A 21,052-nucleotide genomic window follows, 5' to 3' on the forward strand; every position below is an offset into this window, starting at 1 on the left:
GCGGGCAGCTATTGGAGATAGAACATGAAAGTCGTCGCTTTCGAGCGTAACCTGCAAGGTACGGGTGCGAGCCGCCGCCTGCGTAACTCCGGCAAGACGCCGGGGATTATCTATGGCGCAGCCGCACAACCCCAACTGATCGAACTCGATCACAACGCCCTGTGGCACGCCCTGAAGAAGGAAGCCTTCCACTCGTCGATCCTCGATCTCGAAGTGGCCGGTCAGTCGCAACGCGTTCTGCTGCGTGACGTGCAATACCACCCGTTCCGTCAGCTCGTGCTGCATGTCGACTTCCAACGCGTCGACCCGAACAAGAAGCTGCACACGAAGGTGCCGGTGCACTTCATGAACCAGGAATCGAACCCGGCCGTGAAGCTCGGCGGCGCGATCATCTCGCACGTCGTCACGGAAGTCGAAATCGAGTGCCTGCCGGCCGATCTGCCCGAATTCGTCGAGCTCGACCTCGCGAAGATCGAAGCCGGTCAATCGCTGCACGCGAAGGACATCGCGCTGCCGAAGGGCGTTTCGCTCGTGGCGCACATCGAAAGCGAAAACCCGGTTGTCGCGGCAGCTGCCGTGCCGGCTGGTGCAGCGGCTGAAGCCGCAGCGGAAGGCGAAACGCCCGCCGCCTAAGGCGTTTTTCGCGCCTATCCTCTCGATCCGTTTCATTGGAACGGACGACGTGACCCGCCGCGGCTTGCCCGGCGGGTTTTTTTTCGATTATTTTCATCACTCGTTCTCGGACCGGTTCGCCGGCACCCCAGCATGATCAAGCTCATCGTCGGGCTCGGTAACCCGGGCGCGGAATATACGGCCACCCGCCACAATGCCGGCTTTTGGCTCGTCGATCAGCTCGCGCGCGAAGCGGGCGCCCAGCTGCGCGACGAGCGGCGTTTCCACGGCTTCTATGCGAAGGCGCGTCTGCACGGCGAAGAAGTGCATCTGCTCGAGCCGCAGACCTATATGAACCGCTCGGGACAATCAGTCGTCGCCGTCGCTCATTTCTTCAAAATCCTGCCCGACGAGATCCTCGTCGCGCACGACGAACTCGACCTGCCGCCCGGCGCCGTCAAGCTCAAGCTCGGCGGAGGCAGCGGCGGACACAACGGCCTCAAGGACATTTCCGCGCACCTGTCCTCGCAGCAGTATTGGCGGCTGCGCATCGGCATCGGCCATCCGCGCGATCTGATTCCCGAAAGCGCGCGAGCGGGCGCGAAACCCGATGTCGCGAACTTCGTGTTGAAACCGCCGCGCAAGGACGAACAGGACGTCATCGATGCCGCCATCGAGCGCTCGCTCGCCGTCATGCCACACGTCGTCAAAGGCGCGCCCGAGCGCGCGATGATGCAGCTGCACAGCGGCGGCTGACCTATAAACGGCGACCGGCCTCGCTCCGTGTCGCCAAACAACGCCGAAACGCGCCAACACCTCGACGTTTTGAGCCTCGGTATTGCCGCGCCATCCAGCGCCATGTTCCGATGGGGAACACAAAGCTGTGACTGACTTGCGGGATGCTCAACCAGCCAAAAGACCACAACGAACTGTCGCGCGCGAGATTGACGCCAGTGGCGGTTCGTTCCGTTCGTTACAGGACTGAGTCCGAACGGCACTTCACGACGGGGCGATCTGATGACGACCGAAGCTGACAAACTCACGCGATCGTCCGAGGCGGCGAGGGTGACAGTTGAATCCTTGCAGGCCATTACACGCGGTGTGCGCAACCGCCACCGCGGCGCGCAGGCCATGCGCGCGATATGGGCCTTGGCGCGCCCGCTGGCAGGCGCGGCTTATCGCCGCTTGCTATCCAGCGGGCCCGATACCGTCTTTCTTTGGTTAAGCCATCGCCGCCGCGTGGGCCGCTTCCCGAACCTGGCGAGCCCGGTCACGTACAACGACTACATTCTGCGTCGCTGCCTTTATCCGGAGCCGCATTGGACAACGCTCACCGATAAATTGGCGGTCCGCGAATACGTCGGAAATAAAATAGGCGAAAAATATCTTATCCCGCTGATCGCGGCACCGGACGTTTTCACTCAAGCCGTGTTCGACGCACTCCCGCCCTCTTTCGCCATGAAGGCGAATCATGGCTGCGGGTTCGTCGAGATCGTGCACGACAAGTCGAAAACCTCTTTTGATGCACTGCGCAAACTCGCCGATCGCTGGCTCGCGGCTAACTATTATCGTCAGTCACGGGAACGTCATTACCGCTCCATCAAGCCGCGCCTGTATTTCGAGACGCTGTTACTGGACGCCGACGGAAAAATCCCCGCCGACATCAAAATGAACATGTTCGGCCAGGGCACCGACGGCCCCATTATCTATACGGGGATCGTCGCGGACCGGTTCGGAGACAGCCGCGGCGACGTCTTCGATGTCAATTGGAATCGGGTCGATCTCGCCGTCGGCCATTACCCGCGCAGCGCGACAGACGTACCGTGCCCCGAAAACTGGGCGGAAATTGTCGACGTGGCCACTCGCCTCGCCGATGGCCTCGGTTACCTGCGCGTCGATCTTTATAACGTCGCGGGACGCGTCTATTTCGGCGAACTCACGTTCACCCCGGGGGCCGGCGTCTTCCCGTTCCACCCCGATCGTATCGACTATGAATGGGGCGCGCTCCTGAAGCGGATGGAACCCGTGCGCGGGCCGATCTCCCCGCCTCAAGCCACGGCAGGCCCTGTAGGCGTCTGACCCTAGCGGCCAGCCGTCGCGCGGCGGATTCACGGATTGGCTATCGGGCGCCAGCACGTCCGTCTGCCGCAATCGCGATCCGCAGCCCCCACCCAGGTTCGCCCCTGCCCGGAGTATCAGCGATATGCGCATCGCCGTTCCCCGGTGATGTGCCGCCTCGCGGCGCGACGTCTCACTGATCGCCCGCTCACTGGTATGCGCCTGCGCTCACGCGCTGCAGCGTCCCTGGGACCCGCCCTTGCTCAGACGAATGCATAACGGGCGGTGCGATAAAACCGCCTTGCCTTTTTTCTGCAGATTGGCACGATCGCGCGACCCGGGCCGGTGCCAATACGCTCGTTGCATGAGCCGATCGCGTGCCGCCCGCAAACAGGCGATTAAAACTACGAAAAATGGGTGTATCGATTAGATGAATTGAATGTTTCTCGCAGCCAAAGGACGAGAATTAGCATTTAACCGCCAACCCCTGTTCGCTGCGCCATGCAAGAACATCGGAGAAAACTATCGGAACACATTATCCCGTTGTTCACGCCACATCCGTCCCCATTGATAATTTGGCCATTTGGTCGGCCTTTTCGGTCAAACGGTATTAAGTAACTTGGCGCTCGGTTATTCTCCGTCCGGCGTACAGAAGCAATGTTAATCAGAACCAACCGCACCGCATGGACCATAGTTCGAGGGTGACGTCATGACGCTCCTTAGTGATTTCAACAACAACCTATTGCACGTAGGCGTCAATACGCTCAGCCACGACCGAACCGTGCGCGGCGACATTCATGCTTCCGCGGCCGCTCCCCGTCTGCTGGAATCGCCTCGCCCGGCCACGCGGCGAATCGGCATCGTGCTATCGAAGGGCTTCTCGCTGCTCCGTGTCGGCGCGATCACCGAAGTTTTCGAGTTGGCCAACGAACATGCTCGAGCGGGCGCGCTGCACGATACGAGCAGCGTGACCTATGACGTGAAAATGCTTTCGCTGCTCGGCGGCAGCCTGCAATCGGCCTCGTCGGCGCATATGCTCACGGAATGCTTCGAAATGGAGCAGCGCAATCACTTCGACGCCTTGTTTGTCGTCGATGGGCGGGCGCTCGAATCCGGCTTGTACGCTCAGCTGCTTGCAGGGCGCAGCCGCCGCAGCCATACCGATCACATCGGATTTCGCAACGGCTGGATGAAGCCCGCCGCGCATACCGCGCAGGAAACCTGTATCGTCGACGACGGCACGGACGCGGTCCGCACCGCGTTGACGCTCGTGAAACGCGACCTCGGCAGCGATGTCGCGCGCGAAATCAGCGAGCGCGTGTTGCCGAGCGCGAAAGCGAAAGTCGATCTGATGCTCCGCGATATCGGCCATAAAACGATCGAAGAAAAGGTGCGCGCGTCCGCGCTCTGGCTCGACGAAAACTGCACCCGCACCATCACGGTGGCCGATGCGGTGCAAGTGGCGATGATGAGCAGCCGCAGCTTCTCGCGGCATTTCAAGCTCCACCTTGGCGTCACGCCCTCCGAATTTCTGCTGCGCGCACGCCTCGATCTCGTCTGTCGCATGCTGGTCGAAACCGACTTGCCGGTTGAAAAGATCGCGCGTCGATGCGGGATCGGCAACGGCGATCGTCTCGGGAAGATCTTCCGCAAGACGTTGCGCGTTTCGCCGACGGAATATCGGATGCGCAGACGCTCGCCCCCCTGAGCTATTCCTTCATTCATCGCGCCGCCGTTGCGCAAGCGTTGCACGTACTTTCGCGTCGACAAGAACGCCCTGACTGGCCTCCCCTCGACGTCTTTCATCATTCGGAGTCGAAAAAATGGACCGCCCGCTTGAACCGTCCCACCCGCCGTATTACGAGCAGGGACCCAGCCAGTACGTGTTGAGAGCCGCATCGGGGGCCGCTGTATACGAGCCGCCGCGCGCCGACTTCGATATTGGCCCGTTCCTGGATCTCTTGCGCGCCAACCGCGTGATGATCCTCATCGTGACGCTCGTCCTGACGCTGCTCGGTATCGGCTATGCGATATTCGCCCGGCCGACGTTCGAGTCGCAGATCCTGCTGCAGGTCGAGGACAACCCGAACGCTGCCAACAACGTGCTGGAAACCGTCCAGCAGATGTTCGATCAGAAATCGGTGACATCGGACGAGATCAATATTCTCAGTTCGCGGCTCGTGTTGTCGCGCGTCGTCGAGAAGTATCACTTGAATGTGAGCATCGAACCGCGCTACTTCCCCCTTGTCGGACGTTGGATCGTCACCAACAAGCGCCGGGCAAACGACCTCTCGTTATCGAAACCGGGATTGTTCGGATGGGGCGGCTTCGTCTGGGGCGCGGAACACGCCGAACTGAGCACGTTCGACGTCCCCCCCCGGCTCTACGGCCAGCGGTTCAAGCTCGTGGCCGAGGACAGCGGACGTTATCGCCTGCTCGGGTCGTTCAGCGATCTCAATCTCGAAATCGACGCACAGGGCCGGCTGGGCCAGCCGCTGACCGTACCGACCGCCTATGGTCCGATCCGGCTCGTCGTCACGCAATTGAACGCCATGCCCGGTGCGGCATTCCGGTTGTCGCGCATCGCCGTCGTCACCGCGATCGATAACCTGCAGCGGGCCATGCAGGTCACGCAGCCGACCAAGGATTCGGACCTGATTCAAGCGGCTTTGCGCGGCTACGACTCGCAGGGCATCGCCAACGTCTTGAACGCGGTCGGCGATCAGTACGTCGCGCAGGATGCGGAGCGCCGGTCGTCCGAAGCGCAGAGGTCGATCGACTTCCTGAATCGCGACCTGCCCCGTCTGAAGCATCAGCTCGAGCAGGCCGAGGACGCCTATAACGCGTTTCGGGCGCAGCATTTGACGCTCGATTTGAACGTTCAGGATAGCAACGTGCTGCAGCAATCCGTGGATGCCCAGACACGGATGGCCGAGCTCGAGCTGAAACGCAGCGAGTTGCTGGCGCGCTTTACGCCGCGCCATCCGGACGTACTCGCTGTGGACAGCCAGATCGGCGCGCTGCGCGCGCGGCTTGCGCAGATCGAGGCAACCACCCGTCAATTGCCGGAACTCGAACAGCAGCAAGTCCGGCTGAAGCGCGATGTTCAGGTCAATACGGATCTTTATACGAGCCTGCTCAACAATCTGCAGCAGCTCGATCTGGCGCGCGCGAGCAAGGGCAACGCGCGTGTCGTCGATCGCGCGACGGCGGCCGACCGCCCCGTCAAGCCGAAGCGCAAACTCGTCGTCGCGCTGGCCGCGCTCATGGGCGTATGTCTGGGAATCGCCATCGCCTGGGTGCGTCAGCGCCTGTTCGGCGGCATTACGCAGGCGCAGGAGATCGAGGCGTCGACCGGGCTGCCGGTCCTCGCGAGCATCCTCTACAGCAACGATCAGGCGCGCATCGACAAGCGCAGCCCGAAGGTATCGGGCGTCCCGGTACTCGCGCATGCGCGACGCGACAGTCTGACCGTCGACAGCCTGCGCAGCTTGCGCTCCGCCCTGCGCACCACGCTGCCTGAAGCGCATAACAACATCGTGCTGATCTCAGGCGCCGAGCCGGACGTCGGCAAATCGTTCACGAGCGCGAATCTCGCCGCGGTGCTGGCCGCGTCGAATCAACGTGTCCTGCTGATCGACGGCGACCTGCGCCGCGGCAATCTGGGCCGCCATTTCAACGTCGCGGCGTCGCCGGGCCTGTCCGAACTCATCGGCGGCGAGACGACGCTTGAACGCGCGGTCCACAGAGAGGTGCTGCCCAAGCTCGATCTGATCACGCGCGGCAGCGTCCCGCAGCATCCGTCGGAACTGCTGCTCGGTGCTCCGCTCGGCGATCTCATGCGGGCGGCAAGCGCGAGCTACGACGTCGTCATCATCGATTCGCCCGCTGTGCTACCTGTGGACGATGCGGCAACACTCGGCCAGCACGCGGGTACCGCGCTTATCGTTGCACGGCATCGCGTCACCACGGTCGCGCGTCTCGCCGAAGCAACCAAGCGGCTGACGCAGGCCGGTGTCCTGCTCAAGGGCGTCGTGCTCAACGGACTTCAGCCGAACGGCCGCATGCACGGATATCAATACAAGTCTCACTACGAACTGCCTCGCGCCAGCACGCCTGCCCAAGCGTTGGCCGCGACGCGACCGCCGGAGGGAAATGAATGAGCAGGACAGGGACCATCGTTGCCACGTTCGTTGCGGCCTCGCTTTCGACGGCGTGCGCCGTCAGCGATGCCACAAGCGCCGATGCACTCGAGCTGCATGTCTCAGCGGCATTGTCGAACGCGCAGGAAGCGCGCGGCGCCGGAGCATCGGACGTCCCGGCTGCATCGGGCGCGCGGTTGCGATCCGGCCCGGTCACGCTGCGCGATGCCCTGGCGCTGCTCGCCGGCGACAAGGCCCGGGTGGGCGCCGGCGTGAGGCGCGTCGACATCGATCTCGATCCAGGTACCTATCGGCTGACGGCCCCGCTCGTCCTGACGCTCGGCCCCGGCTGGCAAGGTACGCCGGTTTCGCTGCACGGCCCGCGTGGTGCGCATACGGTGATCTCCGGCGCGAAGGTGCTGCACGATCTGGCGCCGGTGCGCGACCACGCAATCCTGGCGCGCATGCCGGCGCCGGCGCGCGGCGCGGTGCGTGTGGCCGATCTGTCCGCGAACGGCGTTGGACCGCTCCCGCCGTTCGCGCCGTATGGTTTTGCCATCCCTGTCCGCCCCATCCCGCTGGAGTTGTTCTACCGTGACCGTCCGCTCCCACTCGCGCGCTGGCCGAAGCAAGGGTTCGCCACGATCGCCGCGATGCCCGATGGGCCGCATGGTGCGAGCTTTACGCTGACCGGCGCCGACGCAGGACGCTGGCGCGGCGAGCCGAACCTGCGCGCCATGGGCTACTGGGACCAGGACTGGGCCGATGAGACGCTTTCCGTCACGGCCGTCGATCCCGCCAGCGGTGCGCTCACGCTCGAGAGCGCACCGCGCTTCGGCATGAAAACCGGGCAACGTGTAGCCATCGAAAACGCGCTGGCCGACCTCGACGCGCCCGGCGAATACTATTTGGACAGCCGTGCGGGACGTGTCTATGTGTGGGCGCCCGCGCCGCTTGCCGACGGCGACCTCGAAGTATCGGTCACCGACACGCTGCTGCGCATGGATCACGCCACGAACGTCACCGTCAGCGATGTGACCTTCGACATGTCGCGCGGCGACGCGGTGACGCTGCAAGGCGGCAGCAATCTGGCGTTCGATCGCGTCACGCTGCTCAATACCGGCGGCCGCGCAATCGTCTCCAGCGCAACCAACAGCCGCTTCGGCGGCCTCACCGTCGAGCACACGGGCCAAGGCGGTGTATTCATCGAAGCCGGCGATCGCAACCGCCTCACGCCGGGCAACGTCGTCGTCGCCAATAGCGGATTCGCCGACTTCGCGCGGCTCGCACGCTCGTACCGCCCCGCCGTGAGCCTGTCGGGCGTGGGCGACCGCATCCAGGGCAACGTCATCCATGACGGCCCGCATGCCGCGATCATCTTCAGCGGCAACGATCATGTGATTAACGGCAATACGATCTACGACGTCGTGAAGGACAGCGGCGATTCGGGTGCCATTTACACAGGACGGGACTGGACCGCGCGCGGAACCGTCATCGAGAACAACTTCCTGCACGACATCGGCTCGCCCAGCCGCCCCCATGCCACGATGGGCATCTATCTCGACGACCAGGCCAGCGGCACTACCGTGCGCGGCAACGTCTTCGCGCGCGTCAATCAAGCCGTGTTCATCGGCGGCGGACGCGACAACGTCGTCGAGCACAACCTGTTCGTGGGCTGCACACCCTCGATCTATGTCGATTCGCGCGGATTGTCGTGGCAGAAGGACATGGTGGTGGATCCGCACAGCCAGTTGCGCACCCAGCTCTCCGCGCACGCGCAAAGCTCGCCGTACGCCGCGCGCTACCCGGCGCTCGCCAAGACGCTGTCCGATGCGCCCGGCGCACCCAAGGGCACCGTCATCGCCAACAACGTCGTCATCAACGGCCAGGCGCTCGCCATCGACGGCGGCGCGCGTCCGTTCGTCCAGACACAGCAAACGTTCGGCCGGGGCGACGTGAAATTCGAGCAATCGATGCCCGACAACGCGCGCGATTCGCTGCCGGCATTGAAGCTCTCGCCCGATTCGCCCGCCCTGTCGGCCGGGTTCAAAGCGCCGAAGGCCATCGCCCCAGTGCGGAGTACCCAATGACGCGGGCCGAACCCTCTGTCAGTTCCAATGCACGTTGGCTCGGCGCGGCGCAAGTCGCGCGGGTACTCGTGCAATTGGGCGGCATCAGCATCTTGTCGCGGCTGTTGGGCCCAGGCGATTTCGGCGTCATGGCGCTGGCCTTCGTCGTCACGAGTCTGGCCGGCCTGCTGCGTGACATGGGTACCGGGCCCGCGATCATTCGCACCCGCGAACTCGATCACGCCATGGTCGATGCCATCTTCTGGATGAATCTGACCGTCACCGTCGTGGTTGCGCTCGTCGTCGTCGCCATCGCCGTCCCGCTCGCGCGGGCGTTCGGTGCGGCGCCGCTCGCGCATGTGCTGTACGGGCTTGCGGTGACGTTTCCGTTGATGAGCTTTACCGCCGTTCATCTGGCGTTGCTCGAGCGGGAATCGCGCTTTCGCGTCACGGCGCGCGCCGATGTCGTGTCGTACACGGCCGGAATGGCGGCAGCCGTCGTCGCAGCCTATATGGGAATGGGCGCACAGAGCTTCGTCGTGCAGGCCCTCGTGCAAGCGGGCCTGTATTCGATCCAGCTCTACGTAGCGTCGCCCTGGCGTCCATCGCTTCGCTGCGACACCGATCACCTGAAGCGGATCTTCGCGTTCTCGTCGAATCTGACCTTATCGAACCTCATTCAGTATCTGCAGCGCAACGCCGATTCGGTCATCGTCGGCAAGGTACTGGGCGCCATCGCGCTCGGTCCTTATTCGCTCGCGTTTCGCATCATGCTGTACCCGCTGCAAAACGTCTCGCTCGTCGCATCGAGGTCGCTCTACCCCGTCCTCTCCGTGCAGCAAGGCGAACCGAAGCGCCTCGCCGCCACCTGGCTTTCCAGCACCTCGTTCGTCAGTTTGCTGACCGCCACGTTGATCGGCGGCCTGATGGCGCTGCGCTACCCGTTCGTCGCCGTCGTGCTCGGCCCGCGTTGGACGGAGGTCGGCCACTTGCTGCTATGGCTGGCCCCCGTCGGCTTCGTGCAGTCGGTGCTCAGCACGGCCCCCGCCGCGTTCATGGTCAAAGGACGCACCGGCATGCTGCTGTGGATCAATTTCGGCAATGCCGCCGTCCATATCACGTGCTGGTTGTTGGGCGCGCATTGGGGCTTGCACGGGATCGCCGCCGGCTACTTGATTGCGACGCTGGTCGTCGCACCGTTTTACTTCATCTGCATCGCACGCCTGCTCGAATTGAAGCAGACGGCGCTCTTGCAAACCGTAGGCGCGCCGCTCCTGCTGGGGACGGGGGTTTTCGCCGCCGCGTTCGCGGCGGGCTGGCTGCTGCAGCGCAGCGAATTGCCGCCCCTCGCGCAGCTGCTGATCGGCAGTGCGAGCGGCGCCCTGTACGGCCTATGGCATCTGAGCCGCTTCCACCCGCGCGAGTTCGGTGCCCTGCTGCGCACGATGCGGATCCGCGTGCCGCGCACAGAACCGAGCCGCCGCGAGGCATCCTGACGGAGATTATCGATGCAGACCGTACGCGACGAACACTCGCTTGCCTTTGACGCCCGGCCCTTCGCCCTGCCCCCGCTCGGCGCCCATCCGCTCGTCTCGACGATCATCCCGACGTTCAAGCGCGCGGATATGCTCCCGCGCGCCGTGCGCAGCGTACTCGCGCAACACTATGCGAATGTCGAGGTGATCGTCGTCGACGACAACACCGACGCGCACGAACAGCAACGCGTGCGAGAAGCGCTCGAGCCCTTTGGGCAACGCGTCCGGCTGCTCGAGAACATGCGGGCCAAAGGTGCATGCGGCGCACGCAACACCGGCATCGCCTGCGCCCGCGGTCAGCTGATCGCCTTCCTCGACGACGACGACCGCTGGCTACCCGAAAAGCTGACGCAGCAAGTCGCGCTGCTCGCGGACGATGCCTGCATCGGCGCGCTGTGCTCTTACATCGAAATCGATGTCGTGTTCGGGCACGCCGTGAGCTGCCGCCGCTTCGAGCCCGTGCTGACGCGGGAGATGGCGCTGGGTGGCGTGTGCCCCACGTCCACCAGCCTCGCGCTCGTGCGTCGCGACGTGCTTGTCGAAGCGGGCCTGTTCGACGAAACCCTGCCGAGCTTTCAGGACTACGACATGTGGCTGCGCTGCCTCACATTCGGCGAGCTGCGCTACGCGGAAAAGCCGCTCGTGGAGTTCGTCCAGCATAGCGGCGACCGCACCAGCGTGAACATCGAAAAGCGTCTGCGGGGGCTCGCGGCGTTCGAGCGCAAGTGGGGCACCGCGATGTCGGCCTTCCAGGATTTCGAAGCGTTTCGACGACGCATGCACGTGGACGCGTTGATCGCCAACGGCCGCGCCGCACTGGGGCATGGTCATGCGCTGGCCCTCTCGCATTTCATCAAGGCGGTATGGCGCGACCGCGCGTCCGTGCGAACCTTGTTCTGGCTCGCGATCGGCGTGCTCGGCCCGCGCGCGGGCCGGGCGTTCTACCGCTGGCTGCAGCAAGTGCGCCACGTCGAAACGCTGCGGCCGGACCAACTCGATGCCGAATCGGCCGCGCGGAGCCTGCTGCCATGAGCACGCTGGGTAGCTTGCGCGCGGCCTGGCGCGGCGACCGCTTCGCGCACGCCTTCATCCTGCTGTTGCCCGTGATTCAATACGGGCTCAACTACTTTGTTTCGGTGGCCGCGTTCCTTTTTCTGCTGACCGCCTGGAACACGCGCTGGCGGATCGTCCCGCTGCCGAGCGCCCTCGTATTCGTCGCGGCGGGTGCGAGCCTGCTGTTTTGCGCCGTCGTGCTGCCGGATGAACCCAATCTGTTGCGCGAGACACGCTTCACGATCGGATTCGTCTTCCTCTTTGTTGCGCTATGGGGGAAGCCCCGGCACGCCGTGGAGCGCGTCGACGGCCGCTTCGCGCTCGGGATGATGATCCTGCTGTTCTTGATTACCGCTGTGCAGTGGCTCGCGGCCAAGAAAGGCATCGCCCTGTTTCCGCCACAGCGCCTGTTCGTGGAATCGGGCGATCACGCACTCGCCAGCGTATGGGTGGAGCACGCACGCGAGCACGGCTACGCATGGACGCTTCGGCCCGCGGCTACGTTTTCGGAGCCGTCCTATCTCGGCTGCGTGACATTGGTCCTTCATTTCCTGTGTCTGCATACGCTGCGCAGCCGCCTGCGCTGGCTTGCTTTTGTCGTTGCACTGGCGACGAGCCTGCTCGCGCAGACGTATTTCGGGCTGGTAGCGAACTTGCTGATTTTCGGTGCCTTCAACGCGTCGCGCATACCGAAAGCGTTCGTACTCGTGACGGGCGTGTTCGTGCTGAGCGCGAGCCTGCTCGCCCTTGATAGCGGCGTGCTCCCCGCTTCGGTCATGGCCCGTACCGGTCGGCTCGAGCGGATCGTATCGGGCCAGGACGAATCGGTCGGCATCCGCATCGCCCAACCATTCACCCTGCTGGGTCAGGTGCTGGTGCATGCCCCGTTCGGTGTGCCGATGTCCGCGACGCAGTCCTATTTTGAGCGGCACCACCTGATCGTGCCGTTCGAAGACGCCCCGCTTCAAAACGGCGTGTTCAATCTCCTCTTCGCCTATGGCTGGCTCGCGTTTCCGCTGCTCGTCCTGCTCTGGCGAGCGGCCGGCGGCGGCATCACCGGCTTGTTGATGCTGCTCATGATGGCGCAGAACGGCGCGCCGCTCGACTTCGACAAGCTCGCACTGATCGTTTTCGCGATCCAGATTGCGCGCCATGGACGCTATCGGTCGGCACTGACGGAGAGAACGCGCCTCGTGCGTTGGCCGCGTGCGCCGCGCCCACGGCACTATCGAGTGCCCGCGGCGGGACGCCCCCCGCTTCACCTTCCGGAGATCTGACTTGGCTCGCCAGTTCTTTTTCGCCCCGATCATGCTGCCGCGCTATAACGAGCGGCAGCAGCAGCGATTTCTCGTCGGCGCGGCCGCCCATAAGGTCGTCGGGATGGCCGCGAGCCTCCGCGCCCACGCGCGGCGCGCGGTGATCGTCAGTTCGCCGATCGTCACAGCCAGCCGGAATCGACTGTTCTTCGGCGGCTTCGCGTGCCGCGATGCGGCGCTGCCATGCGCCTATCTGCCGGCAATCAGCGTGCGTGGCTTGAATCGGGTGTTCGCCGCGCTCTGCTATTTGAGCTTCGCCTGGCGACAGGTCAAGCGCGGCGACGTCGTCGTCCTCTACAACTTTTTTCCCGAGTACATTCCAGTCGCCGCCTGGCTGCGCTGGCGGCTCGGGCGCGAGCGCGTGTTGCTCGATATCGAAGACGGCCCCCGCACCGACGAAAACGATCTGCGCGGGTTCGTGACGCGCGCCAGCCTGCGCATCCTCAAACACCTGTGCAGCGAGCGTGCAATCGTCGTGTCGCGCGAACTCGCGCAGTCGCTGGGGATCGCCGATGCCTGCGTCGTGAACGGCGTATGCACGGTGCAGGCCGCCCCGCCTCGCGCCTTCCGCACGCCGATCACGTTCCTCTATGGCGGCACGATCGAGACGGCAACGGGGCTCGAGTTATTCGCCGCGGCCGTGCGCCGATTCGCCGATGCGCATCGCGAGCTGGCTGACTGCGTACGGTTCGTGGTGAGCGGCTACGGTGGTGCCGACACGCTCCGTGCGCTCGCAAGCGAAGCCGCCGCGGCAGGCGTGCGCGTCGAATTGCACCAGGACATCGGGCCGCACGAATATCGGCAACTGCTCGCGCAGGCCGATGTGGGGCTGTCGCTGCGCCTACCGGGTACCGAACTCGCGACGACAACATTTCCCTCGAAAGTCGTCGAATTCGCGAGCCAAGGATTGCTCGTGCTGAGCACCGACGTCAGCGATGTCAGCCTGCTTTTCGACGAACACAGCGCCGCGCTCGTGCGCGAAGCGACGGCCGACGCCCTCGCGCGGGCATTCGCGGCGGTCGTACAAAACCCTGACCGCTATCGGCAGATAGCCGAGACGGGCCGCCGCGTCATCGAGGCGACTTGCGGCCGGCGCGAAGTCGGCGCGCGGCTGATTGCATTCCTCGACGCGGCCGGCGCGCCCCGGCATTCGGGCCGTGCGGTACCGGCACACGAACAAGGCGCGCAGGTACGCCCCGCACGCGAGCAGGAGCGCGTCGTCGCAGCCACAGCAACCACGGAAAACAATTGATGAATCTGCGCGTGCTGCACGTTGTACCGTCTCTCGATCCGCGCGCCGGCGGCGTAGCGGAGGCGGTGGTGCAACTGGTGAATTACATGCTGCCCTATGGGTGCACGGGCGAAGTCGCTTCGCTCGACGGCCCCGACGTCGACGTGAGCGATCGCTTGCAAGGTGTGGTGCATCGGCTCGGCCCGGGGCGTGGCAAGTATGGCCTCAGCCTCAGCGCGATGCGTTGGTTTCGCGAGCATGCCGACCGATACGACGCCATCATCGTGCATGGCATCTGGCAATTTCACTCCATTGCCGCCCGCTTCGGCATCGGCCGCTCGCGTACGCCGCTGTTCGTGTTTCCGCACGGTATGCTCGATCCGTGGTTCCAGTACACGTATCCGCGCAAGCATTTGAGAAAGCTCGTCTATTGGGCGCTGGCGGAGCGTTGGGTATTCAGCCGCGCGCGCGCTGCGCTGTTCACCTGTCGGACCGAACTCGAACTCGCACGCCGGCCGTTTCTCAATCGCCGCACGCCGCTCGAAGTCACGGGCTTCGGCATTGCGCCGCCGCCCGGCGAAATCACGGACGGCGAAGCGTTTTTTGCCGCTTACCCCGATCTGCGCGGCAAGCGCATTTTCCTTTTCCTCTCACGCATTCACGAGAAAAAAGGCTGCGATTTGTTGATCGAAGCATTCGCGCGGATCGCCTCGAGGAATCCTGAAGCGCGCCTGGTGATTGCGGGCCCGGGCGACGATTCGACGATTGCGGCACTCAAGCACGAGGTGCGCGCAGGCGGCATCGAATCGCAGGTCGTGTGGACAGGCATGCTGAGCGGCACGCTCAAGTGGGCGGCACTGCGCGCGGCCGAGGTGTTCGTTCTACCCTCGCATCAGGAGAATTTCGGCATTGCGGTGGTGGAAGCGTTGGCGTCCGCCACGCCGGTGATCATCACCGATCGCGTGAATATCTGGCGCGAAGTGGCCGAATCGGGTGCGGGCATCGTCGTGAGCGACACGAAAGACGGCGTGACCGATGGCCTCCTCAGTTGGTGCGACACGATGAGCCCGGCCGACATCGCGATGATGCGCGAGCGCGCCCTCGCGTGCTATCAACGGGAATTTCGTATCGAAGGCGCCGCAGGCAAGCTCGTCGATTTGATCGCGGGCGATGAATCGGTGAGTCAGTCGAGGTCCAACGATTCGCGAGGACGCACTGCGACGGCCGGGTAGCCGTAACACACCATACCGGGCGGCAAGTCGCGCAGCACGGTGCTGCGCGCGCCGACCACAGCGGCATCGCCGATCGTGACGCCGGGCGCCACGAATACATCGGTCGCCACCCAGGCGTGCGCGCCCACGCGCACCGCTCGGGCACGAATGGGAAAGGTGCGGCGCCGATAGTCGTGATCGGCGGCACACAGATAGGATCGCTGCGATACCACGGCATGGGCACCGATTTCGATCGGGCCGAGGCTATAGAGCGTGACATCGTCACCGATCCAAGCGTGCTCACCGATCGACACTTTCCAGGGATAGGTGATCCGTGCGCGCGGACGGATCACGGCGCCCTTGCCAATGCTCGCACCGAAGAGCCGCAACAGTGCGCGCCGCCAGCCATAAAGCACCTGCGGCGACGGCCTGAAGAGCAACGCATCAGCGATCCACCAAAGCTGCACGAACCAGCCCGGCCGACCGCGAAAATCCGCGGGCATCTCGAACGCCGACAAATCCTGCACGCCAAGCAACCGCGGGTCGATCCCCTCGTTGCCGGGGGGCGACTGCGCGTTGCCGCGGCCGGGCGCCGCTTCGCCGCGTGCGACGGAATCGCCAACGCTCATGCCGCAACCTGATGCGCGTCGAGAAACCAGGCGTAGGTCGACGCCAGCCCGGCGGCGAGATCGATCTTGGGCTGCCAGCCGAGCGACATCATGCGCGCGCTGCTCATGAGCTTTCGCGGCGTTCCATCCGGCTTGTCCAGGTCTTGTTCGATGCGCCCCTCGTAGCCGACGACACTTGCCACGAGCTCGGCCAGCTCGCGCACAGTGACGTCCGTGCCGTAGCCCACGTTCAGATGCGAGCAACGCTCGCTCGCCACGCTGTAGTAGCGCTCGCGCGATACGTTCATCGCCAGGACGCACGCATCGGCCAGATCGTCCACATGCAGGAACTCGCGCCTTGCGCGGCCGCTGCCCCACAAGACCGTGCTCGACGCGCCGGCCACCTTCGCCTCGTGAAAGCGCCGGATCAGCGCGGGGATCACGTGACTATCGACCGGATGAAAGTTGTCGCCGGGGCCATAGAGGTTCGTCGGCATGACACTGCGGTAATCGACGCCATACTGGCGGTTGTACGATTCGCACAGCTTGATCCCGGCGATTTTCGCGATCGCGTACGGCTCGTTCGTCGGTTCGAGTTCGCCGCAGAGCAACGCCTCTTCCATGATGGGCTGCGGCGCGAACTTCGGATAGATGCACGATGAGCCGAGCGCGAGCAGATGCTTGACGCCCGCCTTCCACGCAGCGTGGATGACATTCGCCTCGATCATCAGATTGCGGTAGATGAACTCCGCCGGATACGTATCGTTGGCGCGAATGCCGCCCACGCGCGCGGCCGCCAGATACACCTGATCGATCCGCTCGTTTTCGAAGAACGCGCGCACCGCCGCCTGCTCGGTCAGATCGAGTTCGCTCGATGCGCGCGTCACGAGCTCGACGCCAGGCTCGGCGGCCAGGCGGCGCGCGATCGCGGAGCCGACCATCCCACGATGCCCGGCGACGAAAATGCGGCTCGTGCCCATCGTCGTCATGCGTTACTCCTTGCGTTCGAAGACGGCGAAACCATGCTTGCGCACGAGATAATCCTTACGTGCGTCGGCAAGATCCTTCGTCACCATCTCGTCCACGAGTTCCTCGAAACTCGTGGTGGGGCTCCAGCCCAGGCGTTCTCGTGCCCGCGTCGGATCGCCGAGCAATGTATCGACTTCGGTCGGGCGGTAGTAGCGCGGATCGACGCGCACGAGCACGTCGCCCACCTTGACCCGTGCGTCGACACCGACATCGACGACGATCCCCTCTTCACGCTCGCCCTTGCCTTCCCACATCAATTCGATACCGAGCTTGCGCGCGGCACGCGTCGTGAATTCACGCACGCTGTGCTGTTCGCCGGTTGCGATGACAAAGTCCTCGGGTTGATCCTGCTGCAGCATGAGCCACTGCATCTGCACGTAGTCCTTCGCATGGCCCCAGTCGCGCCGCGAATCGAGGTTGCCCAGATAGACGCAGTCCTGCATGCCGATCGAAATCCGCGCCAGCGCGCGCGTGATCTTGCGCGTGACGAACGTCTCGCCGCGCAGCGGCGATTCGTGGTTGAACAGCACGCCGTTGCAGGCGTACATGTCGTAGGCCTCACGGTAGTTCACCGTGATCCAGTAGGCGTACATCTTCGCGACCGCATAGGGGCTGCGCGGATAAAACGGCGTCGTTTCCTTCTGCGGCACTTCCTGAACCTTGCCGTACAGCTCGGAAGTCGACGCTTGATAAAACCGCGTCTTCTTAGTGAGCCCGAGGATGCGGATCGCTTCGAGGATGCGCAGTGCACCGAGGCCGTCGGCGTTCGCCGTGTACTCGGGCTCTTCGAACGACACGGCGACGTGGCTTTGCGCGGCGAGGTTATAGATCTCGTCCGGCTGGATCGCCTGGATGATTCGGATGAGGCTCGACGAATCGGTCATATCGCCATGATGCAGGATCAGGCGACGATCCTTCTCGTGCGGATCCTGGTAAAGATGATCGATACGGTCGGTATTGAATAGCGACGTACGGCGCTTGATGCCGTGCACCGCGTAATTTTTCGACAACAGGAATTCGGCGAGGTACGCGCCATCCTGTCCCGTTATACCGGTAATCAGAGCGACTTTCTGCATAAAGGTCTCTTGTTATGGAGAAGGATCACGCTAGTTATGCGCTTGCCGGACACGCCGCGCAAGCGGTTGGCGCGGCACGCAGAGAGTTGGCGCATTTGAGCCGGCGGCAGGCGCCACACCGTGGCGCGGGATAGACGGGTTGGCGGTATACGGCGATACGCTGGCGCGCAGCGCAGGCCCGCTCGCGCGAATATGGCCATGATGCGCAGTGATACGCCATATCCATTTCAAATATCGAAAAGGCAGCGGGGCCTTATGAAGATCCTCGTTTACGGAATCAACTATGCGCCGGAGCTGACCGGAATCGGCAAATACACTGCCGAGATGGCGGCCACGCTCGCGGGATACGGTCACGACGTGCGCATTGTCTGCGCGCCGCCGTACTACCCGCAGTGGGAAATCGGGCCGGATTATTCGGCGTGGCGCTATGGCCGCGAGGTTCGCGACGGCGTCCGTCTCTGGCGCACGCCGCTGTGGGTTCCGCGTCGCCCGCGCGGGGTGCGCCGCCTGCTGCATTTGGCGAGCTTTGCCGTGACCAGCCTGCCCGTCGTATTGGCGCACACGTTCTGGCGCCCCGATGTCGTGATGTGTATCGCCCCGAGCCTTTTAAATGCGCCGGGCGCATGGCTCGTCGCCCGTCTTTGCCGCGCTCACGCCTGGATCCACATTCAGGACTATGAAGTGGATGCGGCGTTTCAGCTCGGCATACTCAACGGTTCGCGGCTCAAGCGCACGGCCCTTTGGATCGAACGCATGTTGTTGCGCCGCTTCGATACGGTCTCGACCATTTCGAACAAGATGCTCGAGCGCGCCGCCGATAAAGGTGTCGCCTTGACGCGGCTCGTGCACTTTCCGAATTGGGTGGACGTCACCGCAATCCACCCGCTCGGCCGGACCAGCACACTGCGCGACACGCTCGGTATCCCCGAGGGTGCAATCGTCGTGCTGTACTCGGGCAACATGGGTGCCAAACAAGGGCTCGAGGTACTGGCCACGACGGCTGTGCAGCTCGTGGACCGCAGCGACATCGTCTTCGTGTTCTGCGGCAACGGTCCGATGCGCAGTGTGATCCATGCCATCTGCGGCCCCCTGAAGAATTGCCGGTTCAGCGATTTGCGGCCGAAGGAGGAGCTGAACGAGCTCATGAACCTCGCCGACATTCATGTGCTGCCGCAACTCGGCGATGCGGCGGATCTCGTCATGCCGTCGAAACTGACGGGCATGTTCGCGAGCGGGCGTCCCGTGATCGCCATGGCGCGACCGGGCACCGAACTCTATGACGCGGTGGCGCCACGCGGCGTGGTGGCGGAGCCTGGCGACGCGCAGTCGTTGGCGGCCTCGATCGAGCGGCTGGCGCAAGACCCGGAGGCCCGCGATCGTCTGGGCCGCAAGGGCCGCGAATTCGCCGAGGATGTGCTCTCGCGCGACGCCGTCCTGAGCGAGTTTTCGAAGATGCTGTGCAGCCGCGTACCCGTCGGGGCACGCCGCGAGATCGATACCTACGGAAAGACGCCGGCACTGGCCAAGAGCGTCGACGATGTGGCCGCCGACGCGGATACCGTCACGACACGATAAGGGGGGCGGAGGAATGGGATGCTGTCTGAAGAAGCCTCGTTGCGACTGAAGGTGTTGCGGTTCCCGTTGATTGTCGGAGTCGTCTTCATCCACAACTACAGCCTGACCTCGACGCTGCACGGCAGCGCGATCGGTATCGCACACGCGGACGGCATCCTGGCCTTTGTCAGGAACGTCGTGTCGCACGGCGTGGCGAGAGTATCCGTCCCGCTGTTCTTTCTCATGTCGGGCTATTTGTTCTTTCTGGATTTCGAGCCCACGGTAGCGGTGCTGCTGGCAAAGCTGAAGTCCCGATCGCGAACGCTGCTGCTCCCGTTCCTCTTCTGGAACATCGCCAACTTGGCGATCATCGCGGCGGCGCAATCGTTCCCGGCCGGGGCGAGGTACCTGTCAGGTAAAACCGCCCTGGTTTCTCACCTGGACGCCGCCGTCCTTCTCGATGCGGTATTCGGCGTTCATGGCGTACCCATCTCCTACCAGTTCTGGTTCATTCGCGACCTGATGGTGCTGGTCCTGCTGACGCCGCTGATTTATCTGCTGTGCCGCCGGGCCGGAATCCCTATCCTGCTGGCGGGATTGACGCTGTGGCTCGCCAACGCTCGATGGTTTCCGATGCCGGCGCTCGACGCCACCTTGTTTTTTATCGCCGGTTCCTGGTTGGCGATCAAGCGGATCGACCTGTTCTGCGTCGATCGCGTCGGCGCGCTCGCACTGGTGCTTTATGTCCCGGCGCTCTTGTTCGACTCGATTTGGTTCGGTGCGGCAGCCGATACGCTTGTGCCGAAGGTGTCGATCTTGCTCGGGGTAGTCTGTGCCCTGTGGATCACCCGGTTCGCGATCCGCTCCGACGACATCAAGAATCGTCTCATCCGGCTCAGCGGGACGAGCTTTTTCGTGTTTGCGGCGCACGAGCCGCTTTTGACGATTTGCAGGAAGCTGCTGTACCGGCTCATTCCACCGCACTCGTCTTATCTCGCACTCGGTTTCTATTTTCTGATCCCGGTGTTCGTGATCGGCGTGCTGGCCGCGCTGCACCCGAAAATGAAACTTCACTTCCCGCGATTCATGGCCCTGTCCTGCGGCGGACGTTAAGCGCGCCCGATCCGTAAACGAACAAATGCCAGGCGTTTCGCCTGGCATTTGTCGTCAAGGTGAAGCGAGGCTTGCTTCGGCGCCTGCTTCGGCGCCTGTTGCCCCGCTTACTGCGTCACTTATTGGCCCGTGTAACCGACCGGTACCGTGACCTGTGCCTTCATCACGCTGGCGTTCTTCGACACCACGTAGATCGGCGTTTCCGACAGCGTCAGGTGAACCACACCGTTCGTGTACGGCAGGACGGCCGGGTTGCCCATCATGTCGAACGTCGCCACCTTGCCGCTCGTGCCCGGTGCATCGACCGTCAGCGCATAGCTCTGGGTCGCGCTCTGGCTGTACACACCGTTCGACGTCGGCCAATTCGCGTTGTTGTGCGCCCACAGCGCCGTCACCACCGCACCGCTCGTGCCCAGGCGTTCAAATGCATAGCCGTGAACCGAGG

16 protein-coding genes and 1 pseudogene are annotated in these 21,052 nt (G+C 63.8%); 13 read left to right on the forward strand and 4 right to left on the reverse strand.

Annotated features, from left to right (window positions below):
* Positions 1-24 precede the first annotated feature (24 nt).
* The 11 genes from ACTHL0_RS09845 (at position 25) to ACTHL0_RS09895 (ending at position 15,248) form a co-directional block, all read left to right on the forward strand.
* Complete coding sequence (locus ACTHL0_RS09845) at positions 25-633, forward strand: 50S ribosomal protein L25/general stress protein Ctc (protein WP_440566541.1); 609 nt, start codon at positions 25-27, stop codon at positions 631-633.
* Positions 634-765: 132 nt separating this feature from the next.
* Positions 766-1,368: an aminoacyl-tRNA hydrolase gene (gene pth, locus ACTHL0_RS09850; RefSeq protein ID WP_440566542.1), complete on the forward strand. Its 603-nt coding sequence runs from the start codon at positions 766-768 to the stop codon at positions 1,366-1,368.
* Positions 1,369-1,761: 393 nt separating this feature from the next.
* Positions 1,762-2,691, forward strand: a complete 930-nt coding sequence (locus ACTHL0_RS09855; RefSeq protein WP_440566543.1) for an ATP-grasp fold amidoligase family protein — start codon at positions 1,762-1,764, stop codon at positions 2,689-2,691.
* A 688-nt stretch (positions 2,692-3,379) separates the two neighbouring features.
* Complete coding sequence (locus ACTHL0_RS09860) at positions 3,380-4,378, forward strand: helix-turn-helix domain-containing protein (protein ID WP_440566544.1); 999 nt, start codon at positions 3,380-3,382, stop codon at positions 4,376-4,378.
* A 115-nt stretch (positions 4,379-4,493) separates the two neighbouring features.
* Positions 4,494-6,833: a polysaccharide biosynthesis tyrosine autokinase gene (locus ACTHL0_RS09865; RefSeq protein WP_440566545.1), complete on the forward strand. Its 2,340-nt coding sequence runs from the start codon at positions 4,494-4,496 to the stop codon at positions 6,831-6,833.
* On the forward strand, positions 6,830-8,902 hold the full coding sequence (locus ACTHL0_RS09870; RefSeq protein ID WP_440566546.1) for a right-handed parallel beta-helix repeat-containing protein: 2,073 nt from the start codon (positions 6,830-6,832) through the stop codon (positions 8,900-8,902). Before ACTHL0_RS09865 ends, ACTHL0_RS09870 begins: the two co-directional genes overlap by 4 nt.
* The gene (locus tag ACTHL0_RS09875) at positions 8,899-10,377 is read left to right on the forward strand and encodes a lipopolysaccharide biosynthesis protein (protein ID WP_440566547.1); all 1,479 of its coding nucleotides are present in this window, start codon (positions 8,899-8,901) and stop codon (positions 10,375-10,377) included. The genes ACTHL0_RS09870 and ACTHL0_RS09875 overlap by 4 nt, the downstream gene beginning before the upstream one ends.
* 12 nt (positions 10,378-10,389) lie before the next feature.
* A complete protein-coding gene (locus ACTHL0_RS09880) occupies positions 10,390-11,448 on the forward strand; it encodes a glycosyltransferase family 2 protein (protein WP_440566548.1) in 1,059 nt (352 codons plus the stop codon).
* The gene (locus ACTHL0_RS09885) at positions 11,445-12,746 is read left to right on the forward strand and encodes a hypothetical protein (protein WP_440566549.1); all 1,302 of its coding nucleotides are present in this window, start codon (positions 11,445-11,447) and stop codon (positions 12,744-12,746) included. Before ACTHL0_RS09880 ends, ACTHL0_RS09885 begins: the two co-directional genes overlap by 4 nt.
* Position 12,747: 1 nt before the next feature.
* Entirely contained in the window at positions 12,748-14,037 is a 1,290-nt protein-coding gene (locus ACTHL0_RS09890; RefSeq protein ID WP_440566550.1) for a glycosyltransferase family protein, read from the forward strand.
* Positions 14,037-15,248, forward strand: coding sequence for a glycosyltransferase (locus tag ACTHL0_RS09895; protein ID WP_440566551.1), 1,212 nt, complete (start codon positions 14,037-14,039; stop codon positions 15,246-15,248). The genes ACTHL0_RS09890 and ACTHL0_RS09895 overlap by 1 nt, the downstream gene beginning before the upstream one ends.
* Here ACTHL0_RS09895 and ACTHL0_RS09900 read toward each other — a convergent pair.
* Genes ACTHL0_RS09900 through gmd form a run of 3 tightly spaced genes read right to left on the reverse strand, consistent with a single transcriptional unit; the run spans position 15,200 to position 17,940 of the window.
* A complete protein-coding gene (locus ACTHL0_RS09900) occupies positions 15,200-15,856 on the reverse strand; it encodes a putative colanic acid biosynthesis acetyltransferase (RefSeq protein WP_440566553.1) in 657 nt (218 codons plus the stop codon). The two genes, ACTHL0_RS09895 and ACTHL0_RS09900, sit on opposite strands and share 49 nt — an antisense overlap.
* Positions 15,853-16,824, reverse strand: a complete 972-nt coding sequence (gene fcl, locus ACTHL0_RS09905) for a GDP-L-fucose synthase (RefSeq protein ID WP_440566554.1) — start codon at positions 16,822-16,824, stop codon at positions 15,853-15,855. The genes ACTHL0_RS09900 and fcl overlap by 4 nt, the downstream gene beginning before the upstream one ends.
* Positions 16,825-16,827: 3 nt before the next feature.
* Entirely contained in the window at positions 16,828-17,940 is a 1,113-nt protein-coding gene (gmd, locus tag ACTHL0_RS09910) for a GDP-mannose 4,6-dehydratase (protein WP_440566555.1), read from the reverse strand.
* Positions 17,941-18,195: 255 nt separating this feature from the next.
* On the opposite strand from gmd, the gene ACTHL0_RS09915 reads away from it, so the two are divergent.
* Positions 18,196-19,515: a glycosyltransferase WbuB gene (locus ACTHL0_RS09915; RefSeq protein WP_440566556.1), complete on the forward strand. Its 1,320-nt coding sequence runs from the start codon at positions 18,196-18,198 to the stop codon at positions 19,513-19,515.
* Positions 19,516-19,533: 18 nt separating this feature from the next.
* The gene (locus ACTHL0_RS09920) at positions 19,534-20,607 is read left to right on the forward strand and encodes an acyltransferase family protein (protein WP_440566557.1); all 1,074 of its coding nucleotides are present in this window, start codon (positions 19,534-19,536) and stop codon (positions 20,605-20,607) included.
* Between the two features lie 119 nt (positions 20,608-20,726).
* Here the strand turns inward: ACTHL0_RS09920 and ACTHL0_RS09925 are convergent.
* Positions 20,727-21,052, reverse strand: a pseudogene (locus tag ACTHL0_RS09925) (hypothetical protein); the annotation flags it as partial.

It is taken from the genome of Trinickia sp. (assembly GCF_051961175.1).
GTDB lineage: Bacteria > Pseudomonadota > Gammaproteobacteria > Burkholderiales > Burkholderiaceae > Trinickia.

Bases quoted from the DNA above. Each gene is read 5' to 3' on its own strand.
- ACTHL0_RS09845 (WP_440566541.1), top strand. From the start codon at position 25: ATGAAAGTCGTCGCTTTCGAGCGTAACCTGCAAGGTACGGGTGCGAGC.
- pth (WP_440566542.1), top strand. From the start codon at position 766: ATGATCAAGCTCATCGTCGGGCTCGGTAACCCGGGCGCGGAATATACG.
- ACTHL0_RS09860 (WP_440566544.1), top strand. From the start codon at position 3,380: ATGACGCTCCTTAGTGATTTCAACAACAACCTATTGCACGTAGGCGTC.
- ACTHL0_RS09865 (WP_440566545.1), top strand. From the start codon at position 4,494: ATGGACCGCCCGCTTGAACCGTCCCACCCGCCGTATTACGAGCAGGGA.
- ACTHL0_RS09870 (WP_440566546.1), top strand. From the start codon at position 6,830: ATGAGCAGGACAGGGACCATCGTTGCCACGTTCGTTGCGGCCTCGCTT.
- ACTHL0_RS09875 (WP_440566547.1), top strand. From the start codon at position 8,899: ATGACGCGGGCCGAACCCTCTGTCAGTTCCAATGCACGTTGGCTCGGC.
- ACTHL0_RS09880 (WP_440566548.1), top strand. From the start codon at position 10,390: ATGCAGACCGTACGCGACGAACACTCGCTTGCCTTTGACGCCCGGCCC.
- ACTHL0_RS09885 (WP_440566549.1), top strand. From the start codon at position 11,445: ATGAGCACGCTGGGTAGCTTGCGCGCGGCCTGGCGCGGCGACCGCTTC.
- ACTHL0_RS09895 (WP_440566551.1), top strand. From the start codon at position 14,037: ATGAATCTGCGCGTGCTGCACGTTGTACCGTCTCTCGATCCGCGCGCC.
- ACTHL0_RS09900 (WP_440566553.1), bottom strand. From the start codon at position 15,856: ATGAGCGTTGGCGATTCCGTCGCACGCGGCGAAGCGGCGCCCGGCCGC.
- fcl (WP_440566554.1), bottom strand. From the start codon at position 16,824: ATGACGACGATGGGCACGAGCCGCATTTTCGTCGCCGGGCATCGTGGG.
- gmd (WP_440566555.1), bottom strand. From the start codon at position 17,940: ATGCAGAAAGTCGCTCTGATTACCGGTATAACGGGACAGGATGGCGCG.
- ACTHL0_RS09915 (WP_440566556.1), top strand. From the start codon at position 18,196: ATGAAGATCCTCGTTTACGGAATCAACTATGCGCCGGAGCTGACCGGA.
- ACTHL0_RS09920 (WP_440566557.1), top strand. From the start codon at position 19,534: ATGCTGTCTGAAGAAGCCTCGTTGCGACTGAAGGTGTTGCGGTTCCCG.